The 19,145-nt window shown below is 49.0% G+C and carries 19 protein-coding genes; 8 read left to right on the forward strand and 11 right to left on the reverse strand.

The window, feature by feature from the left end; translation table 11 throughout:
- Nucleotide 1 precedes the first annotated feature (1 nt).
- From urtD to urtA, 4 genes are all read right to left on the reverse strand, one after another.
- Nucleotides 2-742 (reverse strand): urea ABC transporter ATP-binding protein UrtD, encoded by a 741-nt coding sequence (gene urtD, locus UM181_04910; GenBank protein ID WQC63946.1) that lies wholly within the window; start codon nucleotides 740-742, stop codon nucleotides 2-4.
- 2 nt (nucleotides 743-744) lie between these two features.
- Nucleotides 745-1,902: an urea ABC transporter permease subunit UrtC gene (locus tag UM181_04915; protein WQC63947.1), complete on the reverse strand. Its 1,158-nt coding sequence runs from the start codon at nucleotides 1,900-1,902 to the stop codon at nucleotides 745-747.
- 9 nt (nucleotides 1,903-1,911) lie between these two features.
- Nucleotides 1,912-3,849 carry an urea ABC transporter permease subunit UrtB gene (urtB, locus tag UM181_04920; protein ID WQC63948.1) on the reverse strand — a complete coding sequence of 646 codons (1,938 nt, stop codon included), beginning with the start codon at nucleotides 3,847-3,849 and terminating at the stop codon, nucleotides 1,912-1,914.
- Between the two features lie 63 nt (nucleotides 3,850-3,912).
- A complete protein-coding gene (gene urtA, locus UM181_04925) occupies nucleotides 3,913-5,190 on the reverse strand; it encodes an urea ABC transporter substrate-binding protein (protein ID WQC63949.1) in 1,278 nt (425 codons plus the stop codon).
- Nucleotides 5,191-5,561: 371 nt separating this feature from the next.
- On the opposite strand from urtA, the gene UM181_04930 reads away from it, so the two are divergent.
- Genes UM181_04930 through ureG form a run of 8 tightly spaced genes read left to right on the forward strand, consistent with a single transcriptional unit; the run spans nucleotide 5,562 to nucleotide 10,707 of the window.
- A complete protein-coding gene (locus UM181_04930) occupies nucleotides 5,562-6,413 on the forward strand; it encodes an urease accessory protein UreD (protein WQC63950.1) in 852 nt (283 codons plus the stop codon).
- Nucleotides 6,414-6,716, forward strand: coding sequence for an urease subunit gamma (locus UM181_04935; protein ID WQC63951.1), 303 nt, complete (start codon nucleotides 6,414-6,416; stop codon nucleotides 6,714-6,716). It abuts the gene before it with no gap.
- Nucleotides 6,717-6,725: 9 nt separating this feature from the next.
- Nucleotides 6,726-6,911 (forward strand): hypothetical protein, encoded by a 186-nt coding sequence (locus tag UM181_04940; GenBank protein ID WQC63952.1) that lies wholly within the window; start codon nucleotides 6,726-6,728, stop codon nucleotides 6,909-6,911.
- Nucleotides 6,908-7,213, forward strand: a complete 306-nt coding sequence (locus UM181_04945; GenBank protein WQC63953.1) for an urease subunit beta — start codon at nucleotides 6,908-6,910, stop codon at nucleotides 7,211-7,213. Before UM181_04940 ends, UM181_04945 begins: the two co-directional genes overlap by 4 nt.
- 3 nt (nucleotides 7,214-7,216) lie before the next feature.
- Nucleotides 7,217-8,926, forward strand: coding sequence for an urease subunit alpha (gene ureC / locus UM181_04950; GenBank protein WQC63954.1), 1,710 nt, complete (start codon nucleotides 7,217-7,219; stop codon nucleotides 8,924-8,926).
- A gap of 8 nt (nucleotides 8,927-8,934) precedes the next feature.
- Entirely contained in the window at nucleotides 8,935-9,462 is a 528-nt protein-coding gene (locus UM181_04955) for an urease accessory protein UreE (GenBank protein ID WQC63955.1), read from the forward strand.
- On the forward strand, nucleotides 9,452-10,099 hold the full coding sequence (locus UM181_04960) for an urease accessory protein UreF (protein ID WQC63956.1): 648 nt from the start codon (nucleotides 9,452-9,454) through the stop codon (nucleotides 10,097-10,099). The genes UM181_04955 and UM181_04960 overlap by 11 nt, the downstream gene beginning before the upstream one ends.
- On the forward strand, nucleotides 10,096-10,707 hold the full coding sequence (ureG, locus tag UM181_04965) for an urease accessory protein UreG (protein WQC63957.1): 612 nt from the start codon (nucleotides 10,096-10,098) through the stop codon (nucleotides 10,705-10,707). The genes UM181_04960 and ureG overlap by 4 nt, the downstream gene beginning before the upstream one ends.
- A gap of 115 nt (nucleotides 10,708-10,822) precedes the next feature.
- On the opposite strand, the gene UM181_04970 is transcribed toward ureG, so the two are convergent.
- The 7 genes from UM181_04970 to UM181_05000 all read right to left on the reverse strand — a co-directional run bounded on the left by UM181_04970 (nucleotide 10,823) and on the right by UM181_05000 (nucleotide 18,888).
- Complete coding sequence (locus UM181_04970) at nucleotides 10,823-11,614, reverse strand: enoyl-CoA hydratase-related protein (GenBank protein WQC63958.1); 792 nt, start codon at nucleotides 11,612-11,614, stop codon at nucleotides 10,823-10,825.
- Nucleotides 11,615-12,069: 455 nt separating this feature from the next.
- Nucleotides 12,070-12,468, reverse strand: coding sequence for a hypothetical protein (locus UM181_04975; GenBank protein WQC63959.1), 399 nt, complete (start codon nucleotides 12,466-12,468; stop codon nucleotides 12,070-12,072).
- A gap of 35 nt (nucleotides 12,469-12,503) precedes the next feature.
- On the reverse strand, nucleotides 12,504-13,814 hold the full coding sequence (locus UM181_04980) for an HlyD family type I secretion periplasmic adaptor subunit (GenBank protein ID WQC63960.1): 1,311 nt from the start codon (nucleotides 13,812-13,814) through the stop codon (nucleotides 12,504-12,506).
- Between the two features lie 4 nt (nucleotides 13,815-13,818).
- Nucleotides 13,819-16,092 carry a type I secretion system permease/ATPase gene (locus UM181_04985; protein WQC63961.1) on the reverse strand — a complete coding sequence of 758 codons (2,274 nt, stop codon included), beginning with the start codon at nucleotides 16,090-16,092 and terminating at the stop codon, nucleotides 13,819-13,821.
- A 37-nt stretch (nucleotides 16,093-16,129) separates the two neighbouring features.
- Nucleotides 16,130-17,584 (reverse strand): TolC family protein, encoded by a 1,455-nt coding sequence (locus UM181_04990; GenBank protein ID WQC63962.1) that lies wholly within the window; start codon nucleotides 17,582-17,584, stop codon nucleotides 16,130-16,132.
- A gap of 684 nt (nucleotides 17,585-18,268) precedes the next feature.
- The gene (locus UM181_04995; GenBank protein WQC63963.1) at nucleotides 18,269-18,667 is read right to left on the reverse strand and encodes a type II toxin-antitoxin system death-on-curing family toxin; all 399 of its coding nucleotides are present in this window, start codon (nucleotides 18,665-18,667) and stop codon (nucleotides 18,269-18,271) included.
- Nucleotides 18,664-18,888: an AbrB/MazE/SpoVT family DNA-binding domain-containing protein gene (locus UM181_05000; GenBank protein ID WQC63964.1), complete on the reverse strand. Its 225-nt coding sequence runs from the start codon at nucleotides 18,886-18,888 to the stop codon at nucleotides 18,664-18,666. The genes UM181_04995 and UM181_05000 overlap by 4 nt, the downstream gene beginning before the upstream one ends.
- Nucleotides 18,889-19,145: the final 257 nt, after the last annotated feature.

Here is a 19,145-nt window from a genome sequence, read left to right on the forward strand (position 1 = left end):
CTTACCTTCCTAAATATACATCCAGCACGTCTTGATTGGCGGTCACGTGATCTAACCGCCCCTCCGCCAGCACCGCGCCTTCATGTAAAACCGTCACTTTGCATTCAAGCCGCCTGACAAATTCCATATCATGCTCCACAACCACCACAGCGCGGGTTTTTGCGGCATTGACCAGCATCGCCGTTGTCTTTTCGCGCTCGGTTGCAGTCATACCGGCCGCCGGTTCATCCACCAGCAACAGTTTTGGATCCTGCGCCAGTAACATGCCAATCTCGAGCCATTGTTTCTGGCCATGGCTCAGCTCGCCTGCCAAACGGTGCAATGCGTTATCAAGCGAGATATCACGCGCCAAATCCTCCACTTTTTGGTGATCAGACTTACGGCGCTTATAGAACAACACGCGGAACACATTGCGGTGGTTTTTCAACGCCAATAATAGGTTTTCAAAGACTGTTTGATCTTCAAACACGGTAGGTTTCTGAAATTTACGCCCCACCCCTGCTTGCGCAATCTGTGCTTCATCCAAAGACAATAAATCAATGCTTTTATCGCCCCATTTCACAACCCCCGTATCGGGGCGCGTCTTGCCCGTGACAATATCCATAAAGGTGGTTTTGCCAGCTCCATTGGGGCCAATAATTGCCCGCAACTCTGCCGCTCCGATCTGAAAAGACAGGTTGTTAATGGCTTTGAAACCATCAAAGCTGACCGAAACGCCAGACACTTCTAAAAGCGAGCTCATCCTCAGCGCCTTTTCATAAAGTTTAAATCGAACAGGCCACCGATCCCCTTTGGCGCGAATAGCGTTACCAGCACAAAAGACACACCCAGCAAAACTTGCCACCAATCCACCCATTTGATCACACCAAACCCAAGCGATAGATCCGGGGCCTGCCCACCGGTAAACCATGTGGATAACAGGCTGACAAACGCCGCCCCGATTACCGCACCATAAATGCGCCCGCGTCCGCCAATCGCCACCCAAACGGCCAGATAAATTGAAGCAATCGGGGCCATTTCTGCCGGGTTTACGATACCGGCTTGCGGATAATACAGCGCCCCAGCAATGCCCGCGATGCAGGCCGTTACGGTGAAAATAGCAAGTTTATAATGTTCAACTTGATAACCGAGAAACCGCACGCGCGCCTCATTATCGCGAATGGCCCGAATAACCGATCCAAATTTTCCACCCACAATGAAGCTGATAAGAAGATAGCCCCCCCCAAGCGCTGCCGCCGAGCCCCAGAGAAACCACAAAGCCACCTGATCTTGGCCTGCGCTCACATAAGGCAGGTTTTGCAAACCCGATAAGCCGTTATTGCCGCGCAAGCCGCTTTCATTTTGAAACAGGTATAATGACAGCGCCAAAGTGAAAGCTTGAGTCAAAATTGACAGATAAACGCCCGTTACCCGCGACCGGAACGCCAACCATCCAAACAAAAAGGCCAAAGCGCCAGGCAGGGCCACCACCAAGATGAGCTGCAAAAAAAGGCTATCCGCAACGGCCCAAATCATCGGAAATTCGCTGCTGCCCACCACCCCAAAAATTTGCGTGCCGACCCCCTCAATCACCTCTTGCGGGGTGGGCGGAATTTCCGCTTGCGCCATCGATGTGGCCACAATGGTTTCGGTGCGCGCATACATCAGCCACATGCCAATCATATAGCCACCCAACCCAAAAAAGGCGAAATGCCCCAAGGATAATATGCCACAATACCCCCAAACCAAATCCATCGCGATAGCCGCTAGGCACAAACACAATGTTTTGCCGATGGTTTTGATGAAGGAGGTCGAAATTACGCCCCCCCCCATTCCCTCAGATAAAACGGAAACGATAATCGTAAAAATGGCCAAGCCTGATAGGAAGATCAACGCCGAAGGCGGGATTTTAAAACTGGTCATATACCTACCTCAATCTCCTGCTGCGCGCCCTTTAAGCGCGATGATACCCCGCGGACGGAACTGGATAAAAATGATAATAAATAGGATCATGTAGGTCTGCGCCGCCAATGTATTGGACGGGTTGAACCATTCAATGCCCTTTTGCAAAAAGCCCACCATCGCCGCGCCTGCAAGGCTGCCCCAAATATTCCCAACGCCGCCTACAACCACGGTCATAAAGCTTTGCACGATGTAATCATTGCCCATCTCAGAGGTGACTTTGGCGTAAAGGCCGATCGCCACACCGGCAATGCCTGCAATCCCAGAGCCTAACCCGAAGGTTAACATATTCACCCGATCTGGATTAATCCCCATCAAAGCGGCCATTTGCGAATTCTGCGTCACCGCGCGGGTTTCCAACCCTAGGCGGGTGCGTTTCATAATAAACAGGAACAACGCCAGAAAAATCAGTGCCAGAACGAAAATGGCAATGCGAATAAAGCTGATGGACACCACATCATTGATCATCCAGGCCCCCCCCAGCCAATCGGGTGAGGTCAGCGGGCGTGCTTGCGTTCCAAATATATTTTTGGCCATTTGTTGGAGGGCAATCGAAATTCCAAAGGTCGCCAAAAGCGTTTCAAGGGGGCGGTTATACAACCACCGGATAACCAAGCGCTCCATGACAACACCGGCACAAAAAGTCACTGCAAAAGCGGTTGGAACCGCCAGTAAAATTGACAAAGTTTCATCTGGCACGATTTGTTGCAATACATAGCCCGTATAAGCGCCCATCATGATAAATTCGCCATGCGCCATATTGATAACGCCCATCACACCAAAGGTGATCGCCAATCCTATAGCTGCCAAAAAATAAATCGAAGCCAGCGAGATCGCGTCTAGAAGGATATCAATCATGTTCGACAAACTCACCCGATATGAAATCGCTTTCAGCGCCGCTTGCGCCGCTGCAGTGATTTGCGGATCAGGCTCAAGATATTGATCAAAGAAGCTAAAATTTGACACGGTCGCATCAATCGCGCTTTGACTGATTTGCGCCGGCACCAAGCCAGCTTGCGCCAAAGCCCCATAGGCCTTCATGCGGGCGGCTGGATCGTCTAATTGAGCGATTGGAACGCCGCCAATACGACCCCCGTCAATATTGTCAATCAACGCTTGCTTGATTTGCTCTAAAGAAGGCTGCGCGGCAGCCTCACCGCCCGCCACCAGCAATTGATAGGCCTTTTGGGTTGAGAAACCATTCTGACCCGGCACCAAAACTTTTGCGATATTAGCGTCATCCGGCAGCGCAGTTGCATAGGTACGCCGGGTCGCTAATAGAGGGTTAAGCGCACCGCGTACCTCAACATCCAACGAGCCGCCAATTGCCGCAATTGCCGTAAGCCGCACCTCAACAGATTGGCCGTATTTCAGCGTTAACAAATGCACCAACTGCTGCTTTTCTGCCACTAGGGCGGGATCTGTTTCTAGCTCCAGCGATTGTTCGAGCAAGGGTAAATAGGCCGGATCTTCATTTCTGCGTATAGACGCTAAGGCGGCTTTGCGCATAGCAATATCCGGCGCATTCAATTGAAACGCCACCAAAGCCCCGGAGATTAAATTGCGCACGCCGCTATTGGGTTTGATCTGCTTAAACCCGGCCTTTTCAAACGGCCCAAGATCGGATTGCGTATCAAGATCAATCATCCGTTTATCTTGAACGGCGATGATCGCGTTGGTGCTTTTATTCAGCCATAAGGCTTTGGCGCGCCATTGCACCAACATAAATTCTACATTTGGTAATTTGCTTGCGACAAGCGCATCGATCGCTGGCTGGATCGTTTTACGCGAGCTTTTTGCTATCGCTTGGCTATGGGTGCTGACAATTTCTGACAAGCTTTGTGCGCTCAACGTGGCCTCGGAGCAGATCACCCAACACGCAAAAAGCGCAGCCGCTAAAACTCTCATACTTTTCACGCCTTGTACGGGTTGAAGGGCAAGACTGCCCTCCAACAATTTCCATCAAACGGATTAATAATTTGAACCGATTTGAACGCAGGATTTGGTTTGCGTGTTGTACATTCCGCATTCTAGGCCTGGCCAGTCAGACACCAAAACAGCGGATTCAGGCAGAAAATCTGTCCAAGCATCGCCGGGAACTTCGCTGGTTTGGCTGATGATATCAAACTGACCATCCGCTTGGATTTCACCGATCAATACCGGCTTTGACAAATGATGGTTGGGCAGCATTTCAGCCATTCCGCCGGTCAAGTTGGGAAATGTTTGGCCGTACATTTTGGCGCGCACCGCATCAACCTCTGAACTGCCCGCAGCTTCAACCGCGTTCACCCACATATTAAACCCGATATAATGCGCTTCCATGGGGTCATTCGTTACCCGCTCATCGCCCATACGTGCTTTCCAAGCGGCAACCCACTCGGTATTAGCCCCTACATCCGCTGACTGGAAATAATTCCACGCAGCCAGATGACCCACAAGATTGCTTGTGTCTAATCCAGAAAGTTCTTCTTCCCCCACCGAAAATGCAACCACCGGAATGTCATCTGCCGAAATACCTGCGGCTGCTAATTCCTTGTAAAAGCCAATATTTGCATCGCCATTAATCGTGGAAATCACCCCAACTTTTTTGCCATCGGCGCCTAAAGCCACTACGTCAGCCACGATTTTGGACCAATCAGAATGGCCAAAGGGCGTGTAATTTACAAAGATATCCTCTGCCGCGATATCTTTTGAGATCAGATAACTTTCCAAAATATTGTTGGTTGTGCGCGGATATACATAATCAGTGCCCAACAAGGCGAATTTTTCAACGCCCAGCTCTTCGAGGAAGTAATCCGTTGCTGGTATGGCTTGTTGATTGGGCGCCGCGCCAGTGTAAAAGACGTTTTTCGAGCTTTCTTCGCCCTCATATTGAACCGGATAGAACAGCAAGCCGTTCAACTCTTCAATCACCGGCAAAACGGATTTGCGCGACACGCTTGTCCAATTGCCAAACATCACATCTACCTCATGCACAGTCAGCAATTCCCGCGCTTTTTCAGCGAATAAGGGCCAATCTGAGGCAGGATCAACCACAACTGCCTCCAATTGCTTGCCCAGTACACCACCCTTGGCATTTTGCTCCTCGATCAGCATCAACATCGTGTCTTTCAACGTTGTTTCTGAAATTGCCATCGTGCCCGATAAGGAATGTAGAACACCCACTTTAATCGTATCAGCGACCACAGCAGAGCTAAGCAGCGCGCTAAAAAGAACGCCGCCAGCCAAAGAATTTTTTAAATTTTTCATTTAAGTCTCCTCGCAGACAAAACCGCAGAGTGGCTTGTATTGTGGGAGGCCACCACCTAGAGTCTCGCCTGCAACTAATGTTGCAATTTGTGTGGCGATCGTTCCGAGCTGCAATTCGATCGGTCGTCACACGCCGTTACCGTCACATGGCCGCTCTGTGCCAAGCCGGTGATAAAGTCGTGCCGAGCGCAGGTGGAAAGCTCAAGGCACGCGGGCAAAAAAAACAAAAAACAAAAGTTTTCGACTATAAATTAATCATCGCCTTCTTAAATGATTAATAAATAATCGAAAACTAACCGAATTCCTTGAAACCTTCTGCATATGTTTGGATTTTCTGCGTCAAACCCGCAAGAAAGCGCAGGTGCAAAGACATGGCGCCTGCGCAATTGAGGATCGCGATGAAAGACCTATTGGACAACTCTGTTATCAATACCCCGCGCGCAATCGGCAGCCTCGCTGTCACGGCGCAAGCGGTGGATGGGTCAAGCCGTTTGAAAGATCTGTATCAAAACGGCTGCCTGAAAGCTTTGTTTCCCAACCAACCGGAACATCTGGAAGCGGTTTTGATCAATACATCGGGCGGCATAACGGGCGGCGATCATTTATCCTTTAACGCAAAAGCCGAACCACAGGCGCATCTCACGCTGACAACCCAAGCCTGCGAGCGGATTTATAAAGCTCAACCCGATAGCATAGGGCGCGTTGAAACCACGCTTAGCATTGCCCCAGAAGCCTCATTAAACTGGGTGCCTCAAGAAACTCTTTTTTATGATAAGGGGGGGTTGAGCCGCCGCTTAACCATCCGCATGCATCACAGCGCGAAGCTGTTGATGGTTGAGCCGGTTATCTTCGGCCGTCATGCGATGGGCGAAACGCAGATTTCTGGGTTTTTGCGCGATCAGGTCGAGCTTTGGGTTGATGAAGCCTTGGTCTATCGCGATGTGGCGCTGCTATCTGGTGATATTACAGCGACACTTGCCCGCCCCGCGGTTGCCGCCGGTCTCGGTGCCATGGCCAACATACTCTACCGTGCGCCCGATGCAGCGCGCCTTTGCCGCGCCATCCAAACCCAGCTCAACGACACTTCAGGATGCAGCCTCATCGCTCCTGATCTTTGCGCGCTGCGTGTTTTGGCGCATGACGGCTATGCGCTGCGCCAAATCATACTGCCGATCTTGGATCGCCTAACGCAAAACACCCTGCCAAAATGTTGGAGATTATAAATGCAATTAACCCCAAGGGAAAAAGATAAGCTGCTGATCGCGATGGCGGCAGAAGTTGCGCGCAAGCGCCTGTTACGTGGGGTAAAGCTCAACCATCCCGAAGCGATAGCGCTGATTTGCGATGCCGTTGTCGAGGGCGCGCGCGACGGGCGCAGCGTTTCAGATATGATGCAATTTGGCGCCAGCATCATTGCCCGCAGCGATTGTATGGAGGGCGTGCCCGATATGATCCCCGAAGTACAAGTGGAAGCAACGTTTCCAGATGGCACTAAGCTTGTGACCGTTCACAACCCAATTCGATAGGATATTAAAATGAAAACAACGCTCCGTTTACTCTGCACTTTTAGTGCGGCCCCCGCCTTCGCGCATCCGCATATTTTACCCCATGGCGCGCAGAGCGGCACATTGCCTGAACTGGCAGCCCCCGTTTTGGCGGGGATCGTTCTTATTTTCTCTAGCGTGGTGCTTATAAAGCGGACCCGAAAGGCCGACCTATGAAACCGGGCGAACTGATCTGCGCCGCGGGCGATATTATCTTGAATGAGGGCCGTGAGGCGATCGAATTGCTGGTCGCAAATACGGGCGACCGGCCCGTTCAAGTGGGCAGCCATTACCATTTTGCCGAAACCAATCCCGCACTTGAATTTGACCGCAGCGCGGCGCATGGGCAGCGTTTGAATATCGCTGCAGGAACCGCTGTGCGCTTTGAACCCGGGCAAAAACGCGCGGTCAGCCTTATCAAAATAGCGGGCGACAGGCGGGTGTTTGGATTTAACGGAAAAATCATGGGGGATCTGTAGGACATGGCAGTCAATATTAGCCGCCGAGATTATGCGGGGATGTATGGGCCAACCACGGGCGATAAGCTGCGTTTGGCCGATACGGAGATTTTCATCGAAGTTGAAAAAGACCTGACGAGCTATGGCGAAGAGGTTAAATTTGGCGGCGGCAAAGTGATCCGTGACGGTATGGGGCAGTCGCAAGCCACGCGCGCCGCCGGCGCTGCTGATACGGTGATCACCAATGCGCTGATTTTGGATTATACGGGCATTTACAAAGCCGATATCGCGCTGCGCGATGGTCGCATTGCCGCGATCGGCAAGGCCGGCAATCCCGATACGCAGCCCAATGTCGATATTATCATAGGACCGGGCACCGAGGTGATTGCCGGCGAGGGGAAGATCCTCACAGCCGGCGGGTTTGACAGCCATATTCACTTTATCTGTCCGCAACAAATCGATGATGCCTTGCATTCCGGCATCACCACCATGCTGGGCGGAGGCACCGGCCCCGCGCATGGCACCTTGGCCACCACCTGTACGCCGGGGCCTTGGCATATCGCACGGATGCTGCAAGCCGCCGACGCTCTACCGATGAATTTGGCCTTTGCGGGCAAAGGCAATGCCTCCTTGCCAGCGGCGCTTGAAGAACAAGTGCTCGCGGGCGCCTGCGCGCTGAAACTGCATGAGGATTGGGGCACCACACCAGCGGCTATTGATACCTGCCTCAGCGTGGCCGATGCAATGGATGTGCAGGTGATGATCCATACCGACACGTTAAACGAGTCAGGATTTGTCGAGCATACGCTTGCCGCCATGAAAGGGCGCACCATCCATGCCTTCCATACCGAAGGCGCTGGCGGCGGTCATGCCCCCGATATTATCCGGATTTGCGGGGAAGACTATGTGCTGCCCTCCTCCACCAACCCAACCCGCCCCTTTACCGTCAACACGGTCGAAGAACATCTTGATATGCTGATGGTCTGCCATCATTTGGATAAATCGATTCCCGAAGATATCGCTTTTGCAGAAAGCCGCATCCGCCGCGAAACCATCGCAGCGGAAGATATATTGCATGATATGGGCGCCTTTAGCATTATTGCCTCAGACAGTCAGGCGATGGGGCGCGTTGGCGAAGTGATCCTGCGCACGTGGCAAACTGCGGATAAAATGAAACGCCAGCGCGGCGCCTTAGCCGAAGAAGCGGGCGATAATGATAACCTAAGGGCCCGCCGCTACGTGGCAAAATACACCATCAACCCTGCCATTGCGCATGGGATTTCACATGAAATCGGTTCGATAGAACTTGGCAAGCGCGCCGATTTGGTGCTTTGGTCACCGGCCTTCTTCGGCGTAAAACCCGACATGGTCGTGATGGGTGGCAGCATCGTCTGCGCGCAGATGGGCGATCCAAACGCGTCGATCCCAACTCCGCAACCAGTTTACAGCCGGCAAATGTTTGGTGCCTTTGGCCGCGCCGTTGAGCACAGCGCGGTGTCCTTCGTCTCGCAAGCTGCACAGGCAGAGAATGTGCGCGAAAAATACGGGTTGGCCAAACAAACGCTGGCGGTACAAAATACGCGGCAAATTGGCAAATCCGATTTAAAGCTCAACACAGCCACGCCGCAGGTTGAGGTAAACCCTGAAACCTATGAAGTGCGCGCTGATGGCGAGTTATTGACCTGCCAGCCGGCTGAGACCGTGCCCATGGCGCAGCGCTATTTCTTATATTGAGGCCGCTCATGTTGCCAATCGCTCAATCATTGCAAATAGATCCGCCAACCGGGGCCGCAGATTACACCTGTTCTCTGACCTATGAGGAACGGTTTTTGCGGCGCCGCAAACTCAGCACGGATTGTGGCAAAAACTTTGTGGTGGATCTGCCCAAAACCACCGATCTAAAGCAGGGCGACCACCTGCTGCTGTCGAATGAAGAAACCGTTGAAATTCTTGCCAAGCAAGAAAAGCTGATCGCCATCACCGGGCCCAATCTGCTGCATTTGGCTTGGCATATCGGGAACCGTCATACGCCCTGCCAGATCGAAGCCGAACGGTTATTAATCTGCCATGACCATGTGATTGAGGATATGATCGCAAGGCTTGGCGGAACAACCACGGTTGTGCGAGAGGCCTTCACCCCCGCCGGCGGCGCTTATGGGATGGGGCGTACGCATAGCCATGATCACGGCAATATTGAGCATATGCATCACCATGTGCACGGGGATCATAGCCACCATCATCATGAGCATGAGCATGAGCATGAGCACTAACAAAACCTTTCTCACGGCGCTTCAATGGCTATCGCCTGCGTTTCCAATCGGTGGCTTTGCCTATTCGCATGGCTTGGAATGGGCCATCGAAAAGCGCCATGTGACGGATCAAATCAGCCTGCAAAACTGGCTGCAAGACCTGCTTGGGCTTGGATCTGCGCGCAGCGATGCCATTTTACTGGCCCTGGCCTTTGAATCGGAAAGCAAGGCAGAATTGATCTATTTGAACCAGCTTGCCTTGGCTTTATCAGCCAGTGCCGAGCGGCGCAGTGAAACGCTTTTGCAAGGGCAGGCATTTGGCAAAACGATCCGCGACGTGTGGGGGCAGGACTGCACGGATTTATGCTATCCCGTAGCGCTAGGGGCGGCGGCGCGGCGCGAAAACCTGATCAAAGAAGACATAATTGCCGCGTATTTACACGCATTCAGCGCCAATTTAATCTCAGCGGCCATACGGCTTGTGCCCTTAGGCCAAACACAAGGCCAACACATCTTATTGGCGCTCACTTCTGAAATCAATGCCTGCGCAGTAGAGGCAAGCGACGCCGATGAAGACGATCTGAGCAGCACAACCTTTCTCTCTGATGTCGCCTCAATGCGTCATGAAACGCTTCACACACGGATTTTTAAAACATGAATAAAATGAATGGACCCGTTCGCATTGGGATCGGAGGCCCCGTTGGGGCAGGTAAAACCTCGCTCACAGCCGCGTTGGCGCGGCGCCTGTCAGAGCGGTATTCGATTGGGGTGATTACCAATGATATTTATACCCGCGAGGATGCAGAAGCCTTGATGCGGTTGCAGATCCTACCCGAAGATCGGGTGATTGGCGTTGAAACAGGGGGCTGCCCGCATACCGCAATTCGCGAGGATGCTTCGATCAACCTCTCTGCCATCGCCGAATTAGAAGCTCGCCATCCCGAAATTGAAATCGTGATGATCGAAAGCGGTGGAGATAATCTATCGGCAACGTTCAGCCCAGAATTGGCGGATCTAACGGTTTATGTGATTGATGTGGCCGCGGGAGAAGAAATTCCACGTAAAGGCGGTCCTGCCGTGACAAAATCGGATGTTTTGGTGATCAACAAAACCGATCTGGCGCCCTATGTTGGCGCCGATTTAGAGGTGATGCGTCGCGATGCCTGCGCGCAGCGTCAGGAGAAGCCGTTTTTCTTTGCTCAAATTAAACATGATCAAGGCGTGCAGCCGATTGAAAAACACTTGTTGGATCTGGCGGGCCTATAACCCGTAAGGCTTTAACACCATTACAAACGCCTAAACCCGATCAGTCACAGCCGACCCATATCAACCTTGCATAGGGCGCAAAACCGGCGCCCCTGAAGACGGCGGGCCCGGGGCGCTATTTGCCTTTGAAAACTGGGCTCCGCCGCTCGTTAAAAGCCAAAACCCCTTCGCGGCGATCCTGCGTCGGGATCGTCCGGTTATAGGCCTCAATCTCAAAAGCCAGACCATCCATCAAGCCCATTTGCAGTCCTTTATGGATTGCTTGCTTGGCTTGACGCACCGCAATAGGTGCATTTCCAGCGATGGTTTTGGCCATCTCAAGCGCTGTCTCCAACAGGCTTTGCGCGCTGCAAACCGCGTTCGCAAGACCCCAATCATAGGCCTCTTGGGCCGAAAACACCCGCCCCGATAGGATCAATTCTTTGGCGCGCCGCTCGCCAATGGCGCGCGCCAGCGTTTGCGTGCCCCCCGCGCCGGGTATGATGCCGATGCGCACTTCGGTTTGCGCAAAGCGCGCGCTGTCAGAAGCATAGATAAAATCAAACGCCGCCGCCAATTCACACCCACCGCCAAAGGCAGCCCCGTTGATCGCGCCAATCGTTGGAAGCGGGCAGGCAATCACCGCGCGCACCATCCGCTCATAAATCAGATGCTGCGCCTGCCACGCTGCATCGGACATACCGTTGCGCTCTTTGAGATCACCGCCGGCGCAAAAGGCTTTTTCACCCGCACCGGTTATAACCACAACGCGGGTGTCGTCAGGCTGGAGCGCCAAACCCTCAAACAGATTGATCAAATCCCACGCCATTTGCGTGTTAAACGCATTTGCCGCCTCTGGCCGGTTCAACCGAACCAGCAAGACATGCGCATCAACCGATGTAAGCTCCAAAGTTTCAAATGATGTCATAGTTAACGGCTTTCGAATATTGCCCCATATCTTAGGCGAAAATATCGCCGCCTGAACATGGTTTATTTCGAATAGATCTGGAAAAAAGGCGGCACTGGCCCGAAAAAACCATATCCTGGCCAATTCTTCTTGCAGGGCGGGGCGCAGCCAATGCGCCCTTGTTGAAACACACTCTCTGCCCGGTGCCACGCCCAGAAAATCCAAATTCACCCTTCAAACTCGCCACCCCAATTTCACTTCAAAATGCAGCCAGTACTGATACACCGCTTTTCTACGCAAGTTGCCAGATCTACAGTTTAGCCCACGCGGATCTACGTATACGACCTATCTGCGCGAGATAAGGGTCACAGCTTGGCAGCCTTGGCCCGGACACGCGGAGGCTCGCCCAAGGCGTGGAAGCGCCAGCGCAGATGAATTGTGACATAACGATTCTGAAGAATTATGAGCTGGCTAGATTAGAACTTTTCGAAATTATCTGCTTCCACTGGGCTAAAACCCGGAACGTCTGCAAACACTCCCAAAATACGCCTCCGCCGTTGTCTTAAGCCTCTGATAAAAAGACGAATAAAAAAAGTACTGCAGAAACCACAAAACGCCATTAAGAATAATACATGAGTCGACTCACTGATAATAAAACCAAAAATATTAACTCGATTATCTACTATTTTTTGCAAACCGCCTGAAACCTGTACAGATATTTCATTGCAATCCAAACCGACTTTAATAACTGTTTCAGGGCAAGTAATAATATCAAGCCCGTAATTACCACCAACCGACCAGACGAGTAGTAGGAAACTTATAATAAGTAAAAGCCAACTTGTTAAAATAAAGAATGTTTCAATGGCCTTTATCATAATCATCCCGAAGTTAACTTTTCTTCATTTTCAATCTAATCCCGAAGCGCCAGTTCCTGCACGCGCGCCATCGGTTGCCAAATATATTCTAACACAGTCCGTTTCCCAGAAATAACATCGACAGTGGCTGTCATACCAGGAATGAATGTTACTGCTTCATTGGAGTTTTCCAATATCAAACTGCCTTCTATCGCAACATCGACAAGATAATGGCTTACATCGCTGTTTTGCTTATCCACTACGGCATCAGGGCTAATTCGAATGACTCGGCCATCTACCGTACCATATTTTGCTGAATCGTAGGCAGACATTCTTATACGAACATCGTCATCTACACTTATCCTAGAAATATCTTTGGGCATAATTTTTGCCTCGATAATCAATGCTTCTCCTGTGGGCACAAGTTCGAGTATCACATCGCCAGTATTCACAAATCCTCCGGGTGTTCTGAAATTTAAGCGACTGATAATACCGTCTAATGGCGCACGAATTACCGTCCGGCTAACTCTTTCCTCAAGTCGAGGAAGAGACTCTCCTAATTCGCTTTGTTCTGCAACAACGCTATTCAACTCGTCCATAGCTTGAAGTCCATAGTTCGACTTTGTGTTTTTTGATTCCATCTCAAGCTCTGCTAAACCAGACCGTGCTTGATTGATTGCAACTAAAGACCGGTCCTTTTCACCGACAACCTGTTCTAATTGACGTTGTAACTCCAATAAACGCGTCGCCGGAGCAATATTGTCACGCACCAACGGTTCAACAACTGAGATCTCCTTATTTAGCAAATCTGCTGTTCTTTGTGCGGTTCCAACGGACGTTTCAGCCGCGCTTAGATCTTGTTCTCGTTGCTGTAGCCGCTGCTCAAGTACAGCAAGCTGTCCAGCTAATTCAGTTCTTCTAGCAATAAATAGGCTTTTTTCGGTTAAGGCGACTAAAGGAGCGCGAGCATTTAATGCTACTGGAACCAGAAATTCAGTTCCATTTATCTCAGCGCGGAGACGCTCTTCTTTTATTTTTAGTGCGGCCAAACGCTGCTCTAATCTATTCAACTCACTGCTTGCGTCAACGGGATCGATTTCAAAGAGAATATCACCTTCAAATACCGCACTATTTTCCGATACAAAACGGCGGAGTATTACGCCGCCTTCCGCCGCTTGAACAAGCTGGTTCTGAACAGAAGATACGATCCGTCCCTCACCTCGAGTTACTGAGTCCAATTCTGCCCAAGAGGCCCAGTAAACTAGAAGTCCAATAAGTGCGAATATTGTAAATAATATGGTCGAACCTGTGAGACCCTGACGCCCAGTCATTTGTTTTGACAAATATTTAAAATCTGTATCCGACATCACTTTAGCCTTTTCGCCCCTGAGCACGCAGCTTCTCTGGCGTCGTGTCCGCAACGACCTGCCCCTGGTCAATCACTAAAACTCGATCTGCTAACTCGAGCAAAGTATTCCGGTGGGTTACCATTATAATTGTGCGATCTCCATTCCAGGCTTTTAGGCGCTCAATAACACCCTTCTCAGTCCCTGTATCCATTGAGCTGGTCGGCTCATCTAAAACAAGAAGGGACGGATTATGTAAAAGGGCGCGGGCCAAATTAATTGACTGTCTTTGACCACCAGAAAGTCCCTCACCTCGCTCTTTCAACTCTAGATCGTAACCTTGAGGATGCGTTGAGACAAACTCATCCACACCAGACACCTTGGCAATTTTCAAAATATGAGCATCATCGTATTCATAAAACCCCATTTGAAGATTTTCTTTAACGGTTCCGGAGAACAACCACGTTTCCTGAAGCATAATTCCAATATTTCGTCTTACATCAGAGGGGTCAATTTGCCGTACATCCACCCCGTCAATTAATATCGACCCTTCTTCGGGCTCAATAAGTCCCGATATAAGGCGCGATAGCGTGGATTTACCTGAGCCCATTTTACCAAGAATTGCGACTTTTTGTCCGGCGGGGATTTTAAGAGATAAGTTTCGAATTATTGGACTTTTTGCTCCTGGAAATGTATAAGTCACCCCCTTAAGCTCAATTATTCCCGATAGGGTTGGACGACTAAGACGCGGGCGAGTGTCTAAACTATGGGCCTCTTCATCTCTCATAACTGAAGACAAAGACCGATAAGCTTCCCGGGCCCCATTGGCCCGCGACATAGCTTGTGCAAGTTGAGATAGGGGCGCTAGGGTTCTCCCACCCAGTATAACGGCCGCAATTAAGGCGCCCATCGTGACCACACCATCCTGAATTAGAAAAACGCCATAAAAAATAGTTGCAATTTGAGCTAACTGCTGGACAGAAGCCGCAGAATTTATAGCAAATTGAGAGAGCATTCTGCTTTTAAGCCCCAAATCAGACTGCGCCTCAGCTGCTGCCTCAAAGCGTTGCCGCATAAGCCGCCCAGACCCGGTAGCTTGAACTGTTTCAAGACCATTTAATGTTTCAACCAAAACGCTCTGCTTTGACATATTTGACTGCATTGAGCCTTTTGTAATACGTGCCAAAAATGGTTGTATTCCAAGGCCGGCAATTATCACTAATGGTACCGCAATAAGCGGTATCAAAGCTAAAGGGCCCGCGATTAAAGAAATGACCCAAATAAAGAAGAAAATGAAAGGTAAATCCACAACCGCTACCAAAGTTGCAGAAGTAAAAAACTCTCGCAGTGTATCAAACTCACGTACTATGCTTGCCATAGCTCCCGATTTCTGGCGACGGTTATCGAGCTTCATTGTCAATATCTTGTCAAAAATGAGTCTTGACATTCGACCATCTGCACGTTTGCCCGCTTTATCCACAAATTGGGCCCTTAAAGTCTTAATTATAAAGTCAAAGCCCAATGCTATCAGAACACCAACCGTTAAGGCTATCAAAGATTCCACCGCTTCATTAGGAACAACTCGATCATAAACAACCATGATAAAGAGGGATGTAGATAGCCCTAAGAAGTTTGTTACTGCCGCAGCTAGAAGCACCTGTGCGTAAAGCCATTTACCTTGAAAGAGCGATCCCCAAAACCAATCATTTTTTCCTTTTACTGCCATTGCAATCTGGCTGCGGCGAGACAAAATAATATATGGTGTTAACCGGTTACCTCTTTCTTTACGGGACAGAGTTTCTTCCGTTATTTGTCCACCAACTTCAGAGAAACGCGTTATCAATAACTTGCCATCTTTTTCAATTTTTTGAATTATAACCGCTTCGCCGCTATGCAAAAAAGCAATTGCGGGGCAATGCCCAATTCCTATTTTCTTAAGCTGAATTTGGCCAAAGCTGGCTTCAAACCCCACATGCTCAAGTGCAGATACGGCCTCACGAATACCAAAATTATCACCTACGAGTTCCGGCAAATCGCGGACGGCTGCGCGCGAAAAAGTCATACCCGATAATGAAAGAATTTTCTGAACTGCACGGATGAGTGTGTGTTCGTTATTGGGTTTTTCAACTTTTGCAGTTTTATCTTTATTTTCGTTCAAGTCTGTGTTCGAAACACCCTGCTCTCCGCTATCGATATCTTGCGCCAATCCAACCTGTTCAATTGGGTTTTTATTCTCATTGCCACTTTCTTCCAAAGCTTCAACGTGCGTCTTTGCTAACTCTGTAGGTCGCTGCTCCATTTATGATTTGTCCTTTGCTATTGCAGCGATCGCGATTTCACGAATTTTCCAAACCAATCAATTCGCTCAAGGCCCCAGACTTAGCGGCTATTAAAAGCTCTAGCGTAAGTTTTTCAGCCTGCATACTAATCAGCCGATCTTCGGCTCTGTAGTTTTCAAGCTTTGCATCAATAAGTTTTCGCAAATCAGCTTGCCCAGTAGTAAGTTGCGAACGCGCCGTTTTCGCTTCGTCTTTGCTTAGTAAAATCTTTTCTTGAATGAGTGGCATTGATTTTTTTAGAGCGTTAAGCTTGTTCATTGCCGACTTCAGCTCTGCGTCCAATCCCGTTAGAACATCTTGCAGGCGAGATTTTGCTGCTTCTAGGCCAGCCTTCGCCTCTTTTAGTTGCGCAGCCCTCTTTCCACCGTCTCCAAACGTATATTCCAATACAACGCCTAGGCTTGTATCTGTGCTTTCACCATTTTTCATAGGAGAGGTTAAACCACCCTGAACTTTCGCACGCGGTTCAAATGCAGCTTGGGCTGATTGAACAACGTTTGTAGCTACAACCACTTCTGCTGCAGTCTTTTGTAAAGAGGGCGATCGGCGCCAATTGTCAGATTGACCTAATGCTTCAACCAAACCATCAATTTTGCTGGGTTGAGAAACACTCTTCAGGTCGTAATTGAAGAAACGTATGAAGTTGATTTGAGCTTGCTCTAATTCACTCTTGTATACCATTTCTTCTAAATAAATATCTAAAATCTGCCGGCGGGCACTATCCAGCGCAGCACGGTCAATCATACCATTTGAGGCCATTCTCTCCATCTGTGAAACGATATTATTCATTTCAGAAGTTCGCTCTTGCAGCGCAAAGAGCCGGGTTTGATACTGCCAGTAATTGATCCAAGCTCGACCCGCTTCCAGAGCTATATCATTTCCAATAGATCGTCGCTCTGCGCTGGCTCCAAACGCCTCCGCTGTTGCACGACTGATGTTGGAAGCGCTTTGTCCACCATCATAAATCAATTGCGATAAGGTAATATTCGCCGCCATTCCTGTTGTCGTTTGATCAGCTGTGTTACCGCCATCTTCGCGAATCCCACCAATCGTTGAGCTTCCATTTATCTGTATGCGTTGCATACTTTCTGCCACTTCAATTTTACTCTGCATTGAACGCTCAAAGGCGAGCGCTGAATTATAACTTTTATTGTTAAGAACTGCTTCTTGGATAGCCTTTGAAAAGTCCGATTGATCGTGAAGTTCTATCTGTTCTTGAGAGGGCTCTGTCACCTTGGCTTCGGATATAATGGCAGTAATATTTTCTGAAATGTTACCAATATCTCTGGTCGATTGTAGACAGCCGGTTAAGATAAGTGGAAATGTTAAAAGAAGTAATTTTTTCAGGTTTCTAATATTTACACTTTTAAATGATTTTCCAGCTGAAAATTTTAAAAGTTGAGATTGTGCAGCAGTATGCATTTGTATGACCCTATCTTGCGGATCTTTCATCTCATTTACGATACAAAAAACATATATCTAATTATTAAGGTAATTTAATACTTTTAAGCTTAATTTTCAGTTATTATTGAACATGTTGGCTGCCTTTGTTCGATCAGAAAAAATTACGCGTTCAGAAAAAATTTTCTAAAGGTTATTATGTTAAATTTAACACAAAAATTTCTGCTGAGCATATTATTTTACTAGTTCTCTAAAGTATTAAACTTTTAAGAAATATGTCTTAGTCCCTAAGCCTTTTTATTATAGATTTTCCATATGGAGAATATAAGCTAGCTCTAAAGCGATTTTTCGATAATGGGTTTCAAAGACGATCGCGTGAAATCAATGGTTATTCGTACTAATTTTTGAACGTTTTGAATACAGAACGTAAGACTAGCATTTTAAAAATGAGTTTTTGTTACTGGCACAAAAGTTTTGAAAGTCTTTCTCATTCACAGGTATCTGAAATGCAAGCACTTAAGTAAGGAAATGAGCGTTTGAAGAAGATTGTTGCCGACTTCCAGTTCGAGAAATTGACCTTGAAAGAGAGCCTCGATCACCCAAAGCCGTGGGTCCGGTTTCGTCTATCTGTGATTGATACGCGTTAAAATCTATACTCACAAAAACACCAGACATAACTGGTATTGGACTTATCGGAACCCCCAAATCCCTGAAGTAAATGACTATTACTTAGGTTTAACTTTTTATCTCTTTCAAGTTTTCCCTAATCCACTGCGCGAGTTCATTTTCACTGATTTCACTCGCCGCAACGCGAATAATCGTCTTATACTTGTCTTCAGCTGAGACCACTAAATCGTATCCGTTTAACTTCAGAAACAGGCGCATTGCGATTAATGCAGTACGTTTATTAGCATCATTGAACGGGTGATTTTTCGCGAGCCCGAACCCGTAGGCGGCAGCGAGTTCAGCTACGTCCGGTTTTGGGTCAGAATAATGATAGGCATTTTCGGGCCTTGATAAGGCAGACAAAAGCAATCCCTCATCACGAAGCCCCGGTAGTCCACCATGCTCATTAATTTGCCGATCATGAAATGCCTTTATGACACGCAAATTGATCCAGATCGGTTCCGTCATTTAGCCAGTTTTCGCAAGATGTCACGATCTTCGCGCATGATTTCTTCTGCAATCGCCATCTGAGCATCAAACTCAGGGTCATAGGGGGTAAGCTCAATGCCGTTCTCCGTTTCAATTACATGCAAGACGTCCCCTTTGTCGACCCGGAGTTTGGTCAAGATTTCTTTGGGCAATAGAACGCCAGCGGAATTACCAACAGATTTGATTGTGAGCGCAGTCATTAAGTTTCATCCAAATTGCAGGGACCCTGTCTTACAAATATTATAACGCAACTGGCTGTCAAAATCAAATGAAAGTGTCTGAAGCTCATCCACCAAAGCCCTGACCCAAATCGGATCACTCAAGTCCCCGAGTTATGACATAAGTTACGAACCCGATTTCGAGTGCGAATGAGCCGCGCGAGCCGGTCCATGGAGCCAGCCCCGATCGCCCCCCAAGCGACCCCAGTGGCCTTATTCCCTGAGTGCGAGTTACCCAT

The sequence above is a fragment of the Alphaproteobacteria bacterium US3C007 genome (assembly GCA_034423775.1).
In the GTDB taxonomy this organism is placed as follows: domain Bacteria; phylum Pseudomonadota; class Alphaproteobacteria; order Rhodobacterales; family Rhodobacteraceae; genus Thalassovivens; species Thalassovivens spotae.